This window comes from uncultured Roseobacter sp., from assembly GCF_947496515.1.
Classification (GTDB): domain Bacteria; phylum Pseudomonadota; class Alphaproteobacteria; order Rhodobacterales; family Rhodobacteraceae; genus Roseobacter.
This window is the reverse complement of the sequence record NZ_CANMDB010000004.1, coordinates 204,857-217,258: the sequence shown is the minus strand read 5'-3', so window position 1 is coordinate 217,258 and position 12,402 is coordinate 204,857. Positions and strand designations below refer to the sequence as shown.

Annotated in this window: 13 protein-coding genes; 5 read left to right on the top strand and 8 right to left on the bottom strand. The window is 63.1% G+C overall.

What is annotated here, in order from left to right:
- The first annotated feature begins 549 nt into the window (after positions 1 to 549).
- From Q1A53_RS09865 to Q1A53_RS09850, 4 genes are all read left to right on the top strand, one after another.
- The gene (locus Q1A53_RS09865; RefSeq protein ID WP_299965741.1) at positions 550 to 1,017 is read left to right on the top strand and encodes a hypothetical protein; all 468 of its coding nucleotides are present in this window, start codon (positions 550 to 552) and stop codon (positions 1,015 to 1,017) included.
- A 150-nt stretch (positions 1,018 to 1,167) separates the two neighbouring features.
- Positions 1,168 to 1,368 carry a hypothetical protein gene (locus tag Q1A53_RS09860; protein WP_299965739.1) on the top strand — a complete coding sequence of 67 codons (201 nt, stop codon included), beginning with the start codon at positions 1,168 to 1,170 and terminating at the stop codon, positions 1,366 to 1,368.
- A gap of 65 nt (positions 1,369 to 1,433) precedes the next feature.
- Positions 1,434 to 3,062: a hypothetical protein gene (locus Q1A53_RS09855; protein WP_299965737.1), complete on the top strand. Its 1,629-nt coding sequence runs from the start codon at positions 1,434 to 1,436 to the stop codon at positions 3,060 to 3,062.
- 121 nt (positions 3,063 to 3,183) lie between these two features.
- Complete coding sequence (locus tag Q1A53_RS09850) at positions 3,184 to 4,110, top strand: hypothetical protein (RefSeq protein WP_299965735.1); 927 nt, start codon at positions 3,184 to 3,186, stop codon at positions 4,108 to 4,110.
- 847 nt (positions 4,111 to 4,957) lie between these two features.
- Here Q1A53_RS09850 and Q1A53_RS09845 read toward each other — a convergent pair.
- From Q1A53_RS09845 to Q1A53_RS09830, 4 genes are all read right to left on the bottom strand, one after another.
- A complete protein-coding gene (locus tag Q1A53_RS09845; protein WP_299965733.1) occupies positions 4,958 to 6,025 on the bottom strand; it encodes a GGDEF domain-containing protein in 1,068 nt (355 codons plus the stop codon).
- Positions 6,025 to 6,609 (bottom strand): heme NO-binding domain-containing protein, encoded by a 585-nt coding sequence (locus tag Q1A53_RS09840; protein WP_299965731.1) that lies wholly within the window; start codon positions 6,607 to 6,609, stop codon positions 6,025 to 6,027. Before Q1A53_RS09840 ends, Q1A53_RS09845 begins: the two co-directional genes overlap by 1 nt.
- Before the next feature lie 157 nt (positions 6,610 to 6,766).
- Positions 6,767 to 7,465, bottom strand: coding sequence for an HAD family hydrolase (locus tag Q1A53_RS09835; RefSeq protein WP_299965729.1), 699 nt, complete (start codon positions 7,463 to 7,465; stop codon positions 6,767 to 6,769).
- A complete protein-coding gene (locus tag Q1A53_RS09830) occupies positions 7,462 to 7,743 on the bottom strand; it encodes a DUF3572 domain-containing protein (protein ID WP_299965727.1) in 282 nt (93 codons plus the stop codon). Before Q1A53_RS09830 ends, Q1A53_RS09835 begins: the two co-directional genes overlap by 4 nt.
- 102 nt (positions 7,744 to 7,845) lie before the next feature.
- Here Q1A53_RS09830 and Q1A53_RS09825 point away from each other — a divergent pair, with 102 nt between their 5' ends.
- A complete protein-coding gene (locus Q1A53_RS09825; RefSeq protein WP_299965725.1) occupies positions 7,846 to 9,249 on the top strand; it encodes a diguanylate cyclase in 1,404 nt (467 codons plus the stop codon).
- Between the two features lie 1,183 nt (positions 9,250 to 10,432).
- On the opposite strand, the gene Q1A53_RS09820 is transcribed toward Q1A53_RS09825, so the two are convergent.
- The 4 genes from Q1A53_RS09820 to Q1A53_RS09805 form a co-directional block, all read right to left on the bottom strand.
- Positions 10,433 to 10,936 carry a periplasmic heavy metal sensor gene (locus Q1A53_RS09820; protein ID WP_299965723.1) on the bottom strand — a complete coding sequence of 168 codons (504 nt, stop codon included), beginning with the start codon at positions 10,934 to 10,936 and terminating at the stop codon, positions 10,433 to 10,435.
- A 3-nt stretch (positions 10,937 to 10,939) separates the two neighbouring features.
- Positions 10,940 to 11,269: a hypothetical protein gene (locus Q1A53_RS09815; RefSeq protein ID WP_299965721.1), complete on the bottom strand. Its 330-nt coding sequence runs from the start codon at positions 11,267 to 11,269 to the stop codon at positions 10,940 to 10,942.
- Entirely contained in the window at positions 11,253 to 11,840 is a 588-nt protein-coding gene (locus Q1A53_RS09810) for an RNA polymerase sigma factor (RefSeq protein WP_299965719.1), read from the bottom strand. The genes Q1A53_RS09815 and Q1A53_RS09810 overlap by 17 nt, the downstream gene beginning before the upstream one ends.
- A 69-nt stretch (positions 11,841 to 11,909) precedes the next feature.
- On the bottom strand, positions 11,910 to 12,350 hold the full coding sequence (locus tag Q1A53_RS09805; protein ID WP_299965716.1) for a calcium-binding protein: 441 nt from the start codon (positions 12,348 to 12,350) through the stop codon (positions 11,910 to 11,912).
- Positions 12,351 to 12,402: the final 52 nt, after the last annotated feature.

Here is a 12,402-nt window from a genome sequence, read left to right as displayed (position 1 = left end):
TCCTCATGCGCCACGCCGCTGCGTCAACCCGCCCGCCCTTCGCAACTGCAAAGCCCAGTAGCACGCACATGCCGGCACTAACATTGATGGCATCGCCACCGGTTGGGCAAAGATCAAATCATTCATGGCAACCTTAGAGACACCCCCCGCCACCCGTGGTGTCGGTCGGCACGAACCCTATTGCCGCTTTGGAAAGACTATCGTCGATCGGCTTTGCGGGCGTTTGAAATTCGATCCCGCAAGCGCTTGGTCGGACAGTGGCGTTGAAGAGATGGCCCGGAACCGAATTGGCATCCGAGAGCACGTCCCGGGGGCAAGATCCCAATTAGCCTGGCATCTGCCACCGTCGAAATTCTCCGGTACTTTGGCACTGAGATCGCCCGGACCTTTGCGGAGGTGGTACAGCGTCGACTGGAACTGGGCAACGTCAGCGCCAAAAGATGTCACCACCACCGGGGCCGCCGCCGCGACCACCGGCAAGTCGAGAAACGCGCCTGCGATGGCCATTGATCCAAGATACGACTTTGAAAACCCTCTTGTGTCGGAACCGTGATCGTCAAAAGGCGCGACGCCCGCCTCGCCAAATGCGCTCGAGCAACTGGCGCACTGGGTGTGACCGTAAAGCCCCGAAAAATTAGTGATATAACGCAATTTCTACAAACCGATGTCATGGCGTTGGCGCTTTGCTGCCCGGGGTTTCTTTTATGGGAATGCCTCCTTCCGACGAAATGCTGTCCCGGGATGCTGACACTGCATTTACGTTTGAACCGTATTTTAGAGCCTCACACATCCCGGCGCATTACTGGTGAAATCACCGAAGCCTTATCCGGCGTGTCGTGTCGCGCTGCCGTGGTCTCTTTTCTGGATGGGACGCGCGGATCACAAAAGACATCACCCGGTCACCCTTTTCAGCGCCGGATCTTGGCGATGCGCTTCAGGCAAGCCATCCAACTTCCTGACATGGAAGTGGTCGACGACACCGATCTGGTCCACCCTCTCGCAGAACTTTGCAAATAGGTGGAGGAAAGTTTGCAAATTGCCCACAGGACTTTGCAAATAGGTTGATATAACTTTGCAAAGCCCTCGTCGGCCGCAGGAAAAATAGATGTAAAAACAAATCACTACGGCCAACTAGCATCGACATCACGACCGCGACACAGCCGGGAGTTGAAATTTTTCAAAAATTCGGTTATCGTCAAACATTATTTAATTTCGTGGAATGGGGGTTTCATGCATTTTTTGACAACTATGACTCTCGCTGCCGTCATTACCGGCACAGCTATTTTTACCTCTTTTGCCCTGCACGGCTCGGATCAGACCGGTTTACAACTGGTTGCTTGCGATCCTCAGGTCAGACGCTGCGACTGATTTTTTAACGTATCTGGGCCAGGTGCTATCCGCATCCCGGTCCTTATTGGATTTGGTTTATGATTATGAGCGATACCGTCGCCTATTTCGTGATGTGCACGATTGGTGCTTTCATCCTGTTGATTGAAGCACACCGTCAGTTCTCCTCCCCGATCAGGCTCAACAACAAAAGCGCCTTTCGGATCCTCGACAATATCGAGCTTGAAGACCTCGCCGCCCGGCGGGTGCTGCTGCGCGGCTACCTGTTCTACATGGTGCTCTACCTGCTCGTTTACGCCTTGCTGCTGACCTGCGTCCAGCTGGGCGATATGGTCGTACTCGGTGGCGAAAAGAACGGCGCCCAGGGGGATCTGCCTTTCGAAGCCGTCGACACCATCTTTCTGGACCGCGAAGGTGTCGCGCGCCCGATCTACATTACGCTCGCGCTGATCACGCTGCTCTCCACCGGGTGGGCCTCCAAGATCGAGCGGGTGCTGCGCGCTATCGCCCACAGGCTGGCGGGGATCCCCAGTGGCATCTTCAGGACAGTCACGCGCCTGAACCGTCTTGACCTGTCCGATCCGTCCTTCCGCCCGCATCTGGCACGCACGCGCGCCTTTCTGGCCCATCATCCGCAGGCTGGCGCCGAGGATGCCGCACAGGAGGACCGCTACATCGTGAAGGGTCTGCGCGACATCGACGCCATCGCAGAGCCTGTCGTCACACCGCTGCGCAACAGCGTGTTCGCGCAGGAGGACATCAACGCGCTCTCGCCGCTTCTCGACAAGCAGGCCGAGAACATCCGCGCGCTCGACGCCGAGATCGCAAGCGGCACCATGGAGAAATCCGCCTTGCTCAACCGGATCGAGGAGGAAAAGCGCAACCTGCAGGTGCTCTTTGCGGTGCTCTACTTCAAGGATCCACACGTACGGCCGCCGATCAGCCACCCGCCGACGGCTTTCCTCATTGATGCGCTCAACAAGAAACCGCGCGACTTTGTGTTCAACGGCCTGATCGCAGGGGCGGTGGCGCTCTTTTTCTCGGCGCTGCTCGCGGGTTTTGCCATCGAGATCTGGTTCAAGAGCGCGCTCGACAACACGTCGCTCTTTGGGCTGCCACAGGACGAATATGCCTACCGTGCGCGCAAGGCGATCATCCTCGCCGCGCAATCGGTGATCATCTTTATCGCGGTCTCCATGACGATCCACGCCATCCGCGGCGCGCGGCTGTGCGAGGGTCGCTACCGCAGTTACACATTCCAGAACCTGCCCTATAGCCGGCTTGTCCAGCTGTCGCTGGCCGGGGCGCTAATGGGCGTGCTCGCCGCCTCCTTCGTGCTGTCGGTACCGGATTTTGTGGTGGCACTGGTCCAGAACGGCTACATACAGTTGTGGAGCACAGCGATCAGCAGCCTGAGCAACGCGCTGGCAGAGGCTTTCATGTACGGCGGCGCGATGATCTTTGTCGCAGCCACGGTCCTGCTGGTGGCCGATCAGCATGACAACCTGCCCGCGGCACAGACCTGTCTGATCGCTGTGGTGGGTACCTGCGTGGCAAGCATCGTGCTGCTGATGTGCCTGATCGCCGATCCCGGTCACAGCTTTCGCGAAGCGCTGCGCGACGGGGCGATCTTTGGCGTCATCAGCCTGACGTTCCTGCTGTGTTTTGCGGCGATCGTGGAAACTGCGGAAGGACAAATGACCGATGCCACCTGAGCCAACCGACAGCCCGAGCACCGCTGAAAAGGCCCCGCCTACAGGCGCCAGCCACTCAAAGCGGTACCGCAAACCGGTGCGAACGTGGATCAATAAGGCCCTGTTCACCTGCGCCGCTGCGATGATGCTCCCCCTGACCAGCGCCGCGCAGGAGCGTACTGTGCTGACGGTCGGCGTGCGCGCGGACGCGGCCCCCTTCTCCTACCGCGCGCCCGCCAATGACCGCACCAATGCCGATCGCGCCGTGCGCGGCCCGCTCTACAAGGCTGGCTATCGCGGTTATGTGGTCCAGATCTGCGATGCGGCTTTCAACGAAGTCCTGCGGGATACAGATGTGCAGATCGAGCTGATCGAGGTCAACACCGCCAACCGCTTCGGCGATCAGCAGGCCGATTGGCATGTGCTTTGCGATCCTGCCTCCATCACCGCCGGGCGGCTTCGGCATCAAATGCCCACCGTGCCGGTGTACCTTTCCGGCATCGGATTTGCGACTGCCGCCGAGGTGCCGAAAGGAGTGTTGTGTCAGTCGGTGGCAGGCATTGCCGACAACACCACCGCCAGCCATGACGGGATCCGGGCCGTGGCAGAATCAGGTGAGGTGCCGCGTTGGCGGGACTTGCTGCTCAGCGCCATCGAGCCCGGCACCAGCGATCAACGCGCCACCGTCGACTGTGAGGAAACGACCGCTGACGTGGTCCTGACCAAAGACAGCCACGTGGATCTTGCGCGCGCGCTGTGCGAGGGGGAGATCATCTACTACATCGGTGATCTGGAAATCGTGCGCAAAAATCTCGAAGCGCGGCCCGACTGCCGGTACGACCTGTCAGACACCACCTATCGCGACGAACGCTACACGATTTTCACCCGTCAGGATGGGCTGGATGCCCCCGCCCGCGCCGCGCTGACCCGTTTTCGGGAAGAAATTTCGGCACAGGTTCTGCAGCCAGACAGCATCCTGCTGGACGCTTATGAAACCTATCTGACGCCGGTCAGACCGTCCCGCAAACTGGCGGCCTTTTACTGGTCCCTGATCGGCAGGTTCGAATAGCGCCCGGGGGCGCGTTTCCGTGGGCTTTTGAGCAGTGCCTTGTCAAAGAAACCGCCTGCGCCGGCAAACGGGCGGCGTCATCTGAGGGGGCTTTCCTCTCGACCTGACACATATCCGCCGGACCTTCGCATCGCGTGATTGCGAACACCGCAGAGGTGCCTGGAGAAGACCCAGCGTCTCTCACCGTCTTTCAGCCTAGAGGCGACCCTATGGTCGAAGACGCAATGTATTTCAAAAGGTTAGAGCATGGCAGAGAGCACCCGTGCAGATTCTGTCATCGAATCCGTCTGATTTGCGCCGCTTTCCTGCAGGATGTCCTGAGACAGAGGGGAGTGAGCTTGAGCCACGTCGCACTGGCAACCCGGGTCTGTTGACCGCGGGAGTTACATGATGGTGGAGGCGGTTCATCGAACAGCCTGAGGCGGAGCTCTCAGACCGGACGGCAGCTTTCGTCACTGACACACCGGACAGCATCCGCGCCATACCGCGTTTGCGGTATCAGATCGCATCATCCCAGATCTGGCGGGAATGAGCAGATGCCTCTGCCCGCATGGGCCGCATCGCGCAGGATCTTCGACGCCTCCTTCTCGGGTCGGGACCCGCTGATTTCCATATCTAGGGTGCTACAGGTTTTGCCGTTAGAGAAGGCAGCACCGTCGGCCTAGCGCCAATATTTCAAGGTTCTGCAACGGTTCTTACAGCACGGATCGTTCAACCCGCGGCGTGTTCTCACCTCGGCTCAGCGGTGGGTGCCGCCCGCTCCCGGAATCCGGCTGGCTGCTGCGACGCACGCAAAAGGGACCTTCTAAGACCGCCGTCAGTTTAGGAAAACAGCAGATCCTGCGTCTCAGGCCACATCGCCCTGAACCTCAGGCGCGGAGGAAGCGGCACCGTCGTTGCCCGCCCCGGCACCCCGACGCTCCACCATCCGGGCGCGCAGGTCTTCGGTGTAGAAGGTATGTCGCGCCCGGCCCGCGTTCTTGGAGGCATAAAGCGCCAGATCAGCGTCGGTAATCATCCGTTCGGCGTCGGCCACCTCGTAGTAGCTCGTCAAGGTCGTGCCTGCGCTGGCCGATATCTGGCAATCCTCGCCCTCAAAAGGGATCGGCTGTGTCAGCCGCTCGATCATGCGCAGTGCAATCTGATCGAGGATCGGCGGCTCCGCCACCTGGCGGAGCAATAACACGAATTCATCGCCACCGGTCCGCGCAACGGTGTCATGACTGCGCACTTCGCTGCGCAGGATCTCAGCCACCCGTTGAAGAACGAAGTCTCCGGCCGCGTGGCCCAGCGTGTCGTTCACCGCCTTGAAGTAGTCGAGGTCGACGTGCATCAGCGCGAACTCCTCGCCTTCCGCCAGCATTTCGGCCAACATGGCATCGAGGCCGCGGCGATTGCTCAGCCCGGTCAGAGTGTCGGTCAGGGCCTGCTGCTCGGCCTGCGCCCGCGCGCTCTGCAAGCGGCGGCTCAACCCGCGGGAGGCCTCCATCGCCGCGGATTTCGCCTCCATCAGATAGAGCATTTCAATGGCAAGATCCGTGGGCGCAAAATCAGCGGCGGTCAACGCATGGGCACGCACGGCATCAATGACCGAAATCCCAAAAGAGAGGTTCACCGTGATCTCATCCGGTCCCGGCCCGGGCACGGCGACAGCTTTCAGCGCGCGTTTTTGCGACGCGTGCAGATGCAGGTGAAGCTTGCGCCCCGCCGCCGCACGCAGGCTTTGGGTGCAGGTGATGTCCCGCGGACGCGCGACCTCAAAGACATCAAAAAAGCTTTTCTTAACAGGAGAGTACCCGCCGAAGATCCGCAGTGCCGTCGGCCCCACATTGCAGATGGCACCGTCCGCGTCCACGATGACGTTCATCGGGCAGAGCACATCCAGCATGTCCCGCAAGGGGGTCTGAGCATCCATCAGGCCCGTACCCCAAGCTCGAACTCACGGCCTTCTGCAAAGGCAGCCTCCAACAGGGTGATGGATACCTGCTCGACCCCGTTCTGCACCCCCTGATGGTCGAGCGTCACCAGCGCGCCGTAATCATCGGCCATGGCCCGCAGCAGACCGAGAAACAGATGACCGCTGCCATCGATCTTGCCCTCACAGCTCAGCACATAGCGCCCCTCCCCCAGCTCGCGCAGATCGAGCCGCGGCAGTTCCAGATCGGCAACCGCGAGCCGCGCCCGATCCGGCAGATCATCAAGTGAGTAGAGGAAATCTTCGAAATCCATCCCGCCAAAGCGCATCAACCGCCTGAGCGGCTCAAGGTTGGGGTGCGACACGAGATAAGCGCCAATATCCTCCATCAACTCGGGATAGGGTCGGTCCAGCACGTCGCTGGATGCCTCCAGCAGCCGCGGCGTGATGGCGTCCTCGTAGGTCCACATCGCCTCGAACTCCGTACAACCGGGATGCGCCACGCGCACCACGGCGGACCACTGGGTGGCCCCGTAGTTATCGATCACAAACGACTGAATTGCCTTGTTTACAAGACCATGCATGGCTGCCTCGCCTAAACCGGTCTCTAGTTTTGCAAAGATCGGTTAAGAAAGAACCAACGGCCACCCGCTCATCAAAGCGTTTGTCTCCGGTAAGGACCGAGAACGCCGCTCGGCGCCGTCAGATCCGGGCCGATGCGGGCCAGATGCCACTCCGCGCCTAAGCTGCGCGCGCGGCAAGCCAGCCCGGCAACGCGCCGATGTCCCTCAGCACCACATCCGCCAGCGGCGCCAGATCCGACTGCGCCGCCAGTCCTGTCAGCACACCGACACTTGGCATGCCAGCTGCCTGTGCCGCCATCAGATCGTGCGTGCTGTCCCCAACCATCAAGACCGCCTCGGGCGGCACGCCCATCGCGCGCGCAAACGCCAGAAGCTGCCCCGGCCCGGGCTTTGCCCCGTGACCGCTGTCAAATCCGGCAATGAAATCGAACAGCCCGTCCGCACCGGCGGAGGCCAGATGCACCCGGGCGGGCGCTTCGGCATCGTTGGTCGCCACGCCCAGACGCAGCCCTCTGGCGCGCAACGCTTCAAGATAAGGCACCAACGGCACCACCTCGACCTGCGGCGCGGTTTCGGCTTCGGTATTGATCAGCCCGATGAGCCCGGGCCGCGACCATCCGTCCAGATGCGGCAAGAGCGCGTCGGCGACCTCTCCCGGTGTGCCCGCGATGGCAATGCTGTCGGGGGCGAACCGCCGGGCGGCCAGATCAAAGCCGATGCGCGCGCCAAGTTCCGCTGCCTCTTGCGGATCGCGCGCCAGCCGCATCAGAAATCCCTGCGCCCAGCTTTCCCACGTCGCGCCAAAGTCGAACAGCGTGCCGTCCTTGTCAAAGAGCACCGCGCGGATGGCGGTCATGTCCAGTTGACCTCTGCCCCGCCAGGCAGTGCCTGACGCGCCTGCATGGGCGCCGCGTAGTCGAGCCCGAGCGAATCGCAGCTCTCCACGATCCAGTCGTCATTCATCATCATGAAATCCAGCACGGATCCCAAAAACACCGGGTCTGCCGCACCGGCGCGCAGGTCCGCCTCCGATGCGCCCGTCGCCCCGAGAAACACGGGCAAAAGCGTGTCGTTAGCGGCCAGCCATCCCAGCAGTCTCAGCGCCACCAGCTCAGCGGATTCTTGCGTATACACGAGCCCCCTCCGGCATTTTGCACGCTGCACGAAACCCTTTGTTAACCAAATTGGGGTCAATGTCGATCTACTCAAATCAACCCTTGGAAGGACCCGGTCCGCGTGCAGGGAAAAATACTCATCGTTGATGCGATCTCGACCAATCGCATCGTTTTGAAAGTCAAACTCGCCTCCGCCTTTTACGAGGTTGTGCAGGCGGCAACGGCAGATGAGGCCTGCGTCGCGGCACTGCGACATGATCCTGATCTCATCATCTCCGCGATGGCGCTGCCCGATTGTGACGCGGCAGAGCTGTGCAGGCGGCTGAACCGCAGCCCGCAAACCCGGGCAATCCCGATGATGGTGGTCGGCTGCAGGCCACATTCCGACACCCGGCTCAAGGCACTGGAGGCGGGCGTGCAGGATGTGATGCTCAAACCTCTCGACGATACTCTTCTTCTGGCGCGCGTTCGCAGTCTCATCCGCGCCCACAATCAGGCGGCGGAATGGCAAATGCGCGATGATACCTCGAGAGCTTTGGGATTTGCGGAAGATCGGATTGATTTCGGCCCTCCCGGCCGCGCGGTGCTGGTCGGTGCCGATCCCAACGTGGCGCATAACTGGATCTCGCAGCTGCGCGGCCATCTGCGCACCAGCCTGAGCTTTACCGCGCCGGAGACGGCCCTGAGGGATCTGTCGCCCGGCAAGGTGCCGGATGTCTTTATCCTCACCTTGGCGGAGAACGACACGAATACCTCTGACGTGCTGCGCCTGCTGGCCGCCATCCGCGCCACGGCCATCACTCGGCACGCGGGCATTCTGGTGCTGCAGTCGCGCCCTGATCCGGGTCTCGGGGCCTATGCGCTCGATCTTGGGGCCGATGATCTGATGACCGACGGGTTCGAAGTGGCCGAGCTGACGCTGAGGATCAAGGCGATGCTGCGGCGCAAGCACATCGCGGATCAGCTGCGCGCCACCGTGCGCACCGGGCTCAAGGCGGCGGTCTCTGACCCGCTCACCGGCCTGCACAACCGGCGCTATGCGATGCCCCATCTGGCCCGTGTGGCAGAGCATTCCGCCGCCACGGGCCGCAGCTTTGCGGTCATGGTTGCCGATCTCGATCATTTCAAGCGGATCAACGACGTCTACGGCCACGCCTCCGGTGACGCGGTGCTCGTGGAAACCGCGCGCCGGTTGCGCGACAACCTGCGCGGCGTGGATCTGCTCGCGCGGATCGGGGGGGAGGAATTCCTGATCGTGATGCCCGCAACCCCGCTGTCCGAGGCGCGTGTGGCCGCAAGCCGGCTGTGCCGCAAGATTGGCGGCCGCGGCTTTGCCGTGCCGGGAGCGGACGCGCCGATTGACGTGACCGTCTCCATCGGGGTGACCATCGGCGGCATCCGCGCCAGCCACCAGCCCGCCGTGGCACCGGATGCCAACCTGTTGCTCGACGCCGCGGACAAGGCGCTCTACGCCGCCAAAATGCAGGGCCGCAACCAGATCAACCTGAGCCGACCCGCCGCCTGACGGCGCGGTCCACAGGCTCCGCGCGGCTTCGGAAGCAACGCGGTACTGCGCAGCACCGGCACATGGCTTTCGGGCGCAGTATCGCCCAGCTGTCCTAAAGGCAGAACCTACCGGACGGAGGTCTTGTCCATGGGATGGGAAAGAGGCGCGCCTTTGCGGTCAGCTTGTAAACCGGCGCTGCCTGACACCGTCATGGGGCCGCACTGGCGATCAAGTTACCACCTGACGGGTGCTCCACAACGGTCTACCAACACAGCCCCGACGAGAAGGGCAAGGCCAGCACCGCGACGGATCGCGGGCTCCTCAGTGATGATCAACGGCCCCTGCTCGGCTGGAGCATAGGCCTAAAGGCAGTGGTCTCAGCGGCGACAACCTGATCTGCGACATCCGCCCGCGTCCCAGCCGGCTCCCAAGGCACTCTTTTCCAAAAGTTGTTTTGGCAGCGGCCTGCGTTTTTGCGAGGCCGGTTGTCTTGAAGAGGATGGAAGGTCTGCTTGCAGATCTGACGCCAGGCTCCGATCCATCGAAAAAGCCTGCTCCATTTTATGCGGACGGGAACCGACACCGGTCACAGAGCCAATCGCGCACCAAAGTCTCCAGGTGGCGCTGTCCCCTTCCCTTCTTCTCCCGTTTTGGCCGAGACCAGCCCCATTCCCGCACCATCGGTCACAGCCCAAAGCTGATCCGCCACTGAGCGAGGTGCGCCCCCGCGCGGAGGCGCTCACCGCCGTCTAGTGCGCGCCACGGCACCGTTTGCGCAGCCATACCGGTCAGGACATGTCACACGGAATGTGGTGGGCACGATGTCTGCCGAGCCGACGATACCCCGGTCGACAGGCAAGCGCTTGCGGTGGCCGGGGCAGCTTTGCAAAATACCCGAGCCGCCAAAGTCCGAAGCAGGCTCTACGACAGAAAAACGAGCCATGCTCCGAGACTGGCCGCGCCCTATAGGATACCTGTGCCACGCACTCAGACCGTAGCAGCGCAACCGACAGGGCACGCCTGCCCGTAGCTGACCTTTCCCCTGCGATATGCTCAAACCGCAGAACAATGCCGCCCCTGATGGCACCAGATCCGGACGGCTCCGACCCTAATAAGCTGCCCAGACCGCCTCCGAAGGAGGAGACGACGGCTTCGAACCAGATGGCAGCTGAAACCGGTCGAGGCTCACGTCAAAACGGCCTTACCTGTGCCGCTTCGCCCCCCGCGCCAATACTTCTTCCACCGCCAGTGCGTACTCCGCGCGGTCCGCATCGTTCATATCCGTCACAACCTCCAGCCAGGCCGCCTGCCCGACCTGCTGAACTGCCACCGCGCCCCGCGCCTGTCGCGCCAATGCGGCGGTCAGAGCCGCCCTGTCAAAGGGCTGCGCCTCCAGTGCTGTGATCACATCGGCATAGAACGCCCGCCGGGCCGTGCGATCCGGCATCGCACCGTCGCCAGCAGCCCCGCGACCCCGCATGGTCTGCAGCACGGCACGGCGCGTCTCGGGCGGCAGCGCCATGATATAGGGTGCTGCATAGCCACCGAAAGCGCCGAGCCGCGGCCCGCCGCGCCGGTCCCCGCCGTCGCGCAGCATGGCGCCCGCGACAATCCCCGCCACCGCGAGGTTCAGTGCCAGCGATACCCCCAACAGCAGTTTCACCCACCGCGGCATGCCACCCCGGCCGTCAGACGATCTCGCCATCGCTCAGCCCTCCTCCATATCCCAGCCAAAGCTGCTGAACGCAGCAACGGAGCCCGCCATCGCGTCCCCCCCCATCAGCACCACAGGGTCGGGCAGCCCTTCGGGCGCGCTCCACCCGATCCAGAGCCCCGCGCATGTGGCCGCCACCAGACCACCGAGCCCCTGCCACCCGCCGATGAGGGCCGACAGCCGCCACCGTCTCGGCTGCTGGGCCGCGGCATCGCCAAGCACCCGCGCCATCAAAGCGGCTGGCACGACCGGGGGCGCGTCCCGCGCGGCGGTCATGGCGGCCTGAAACAGGGCCTCGTCTTCGTCCTCAGTCGGATCGGTCATCATCGTACCCCAATTCTGCGCGCCGCCCGGCAAGGAGATCCGTCAGAGCCCGTTTCCCCCGGGCCGTCAGGCTCTCGGCTGCGCGCGCGCCGATCTGCATGATCTCGGCAATCTCACCGGTGCCGAGCCCTTCGATGTGCCGCAGCACCACCGCCTGCCGCTGCCGGACGGGCAAGCGGTCCAGCGCATCCTGCAACGCCGCCTGCCGCGCAGCACCCTGGAGCCGCGCGGCAGCCGAGGGCGCAGGATCCACCGGCTCCGCAACCTCGCCCAGCCCGACGGTGCGGCGTTTGCGCAGCCGGTCCACACAGAGGTTCGCCGTCACCCGGTAGAGCCACGTGCTGACCGCCGCCTCGCCCGGCCGCCACTTGGGTGCTATCCGCCACAACCGCATCATTGCCTCCTGGGCCACATCCTCTGCCTCCGCCGGGTCGGACAGCAGGCGCAGGGCCTGTGCATAAACCCGCGGCAACAACCGGCCCGAAAGCGCGCGCGCCGCCGCGGGATCGCCCGCCGCGTAGAGCCGCAAGAGCGCATCATCAGAGCGGCTGTGATCTGCGTCGCGCGCCATGGCCATCCCGTAAAGCGATAAAAGACCGCGGCCCGCCGATCAAGACGGGCCGCGCCGGTACCGGTGTTCTCAATCCCGGTCACGCTGCCGGCGCTTGCCGCGCGTGTCCAGCGCCTCGAACTCATCGCGGCTGAGGCTACCATCGCCGTCGCTGTCCACCCGTTCAAACCTGCGCATGGCGCGGTCGGGTCCGCTCAGTTCCGCCGCGGTCAGGCGACCGTCTCCGTCCGCGTCCAGACGCTCCATCATGCGGGCGGCCCGCTCCGGCGCGCGCTCCCGGGCGGCGGCGGCCAGCTCGGCTTCGGTGAGAAACCCGTCGCCATCCGTGTCGAGTGAAGCCAATTGCGCGGCGTGGCGGTTTTGCATCTCGGCCGCCGAAATCTCCCCGTTGCCATCCGTGTCCAATGTATCGAATGAGGCCGCGCCACCGCGCGCCTCGGCCAATGCGGCCACAGCAGTCAGCGCGAGGGCCGCGGCGATGATGGCGCGTTTAAAAGTAAGGGATGTCATATGCTCGTCTCCTTGTTAATCGGTCGTTCTGCCCGCCCTGTTTTCGGTGCGG

What these genes read in the sequence shown, in the direction of transcription:
- Q1A53_RS09805 (WP_299965716.1), bottom strand. Translation starts at nt 12,350, where the DNA reads ATGACATCCCTTACTTTTAAACGCGCCATCATCGCCGCGGCCCTCGCG.
- Q1A53_RS09815 (WP_299965721.1), bottom strand. Translation starts at nt 11,269, where the DNA reads ATGACCGATCCGACTGAGGACGAAGACGAGGCCCTGTTTCAGGCCGCC.
- Q1A53_RS09835 (WP_299965729.1), bottom strand. Translation starts at nt 7,465, where the DNA reads ATGACCGCCATCCGCGCGGTGCTCTTTGACAAGGACGGCACGCTGTTC.
- Q1A53_RS09820 (WP_299965723.1), bottom strand. Translation starts at nt 10,936, where the DNA reads ATGGCGAGATCGTCTGACGGCCGGGGTGGCATGCCGCGGTGGGTGAAA.
- Q1A53_RS09810 (WP_299965719.1), bottom strand. Translation starts at nt 11,840, where the DNA reads ATGGCGCGCGACGCAGATCACAGCCGCTCTGATGATGCGCTCTTGCGG.
- Q1A53_RS09845 (WP_299965733.1), bottom strand. Translation starts at nt 6,025, where the DNA reads ATGGATGCTCAGACCCCCTTGCGGGACATGCTGGATGTGCTCTGCCCG.
- Q1A53_RS09840 (WP_299965731.1), bottom strand. Translation starts at nt 6,609, where the DNA reads ATGCATGGTCTTGTAAACAAGGCAATTCAGTCGTTTGTGATCGATAAC.
- Q1A53_RS09850 (WP_299965735.1), top strand. Translation starts at nt 3,184, where the DNA reads ATGATGCTCCCCCTGACCAGCGCCGCGCAGGAGCGTACTGTGCTGACG.
- Q1A53_RS09855 (WP_299965737.1), top strand. Translation starts at nt 1,434, where the DNA reads ATGAGCGATACCGTCGCCTATTTCGTGATGTGCACGATTGGTGCTTTC.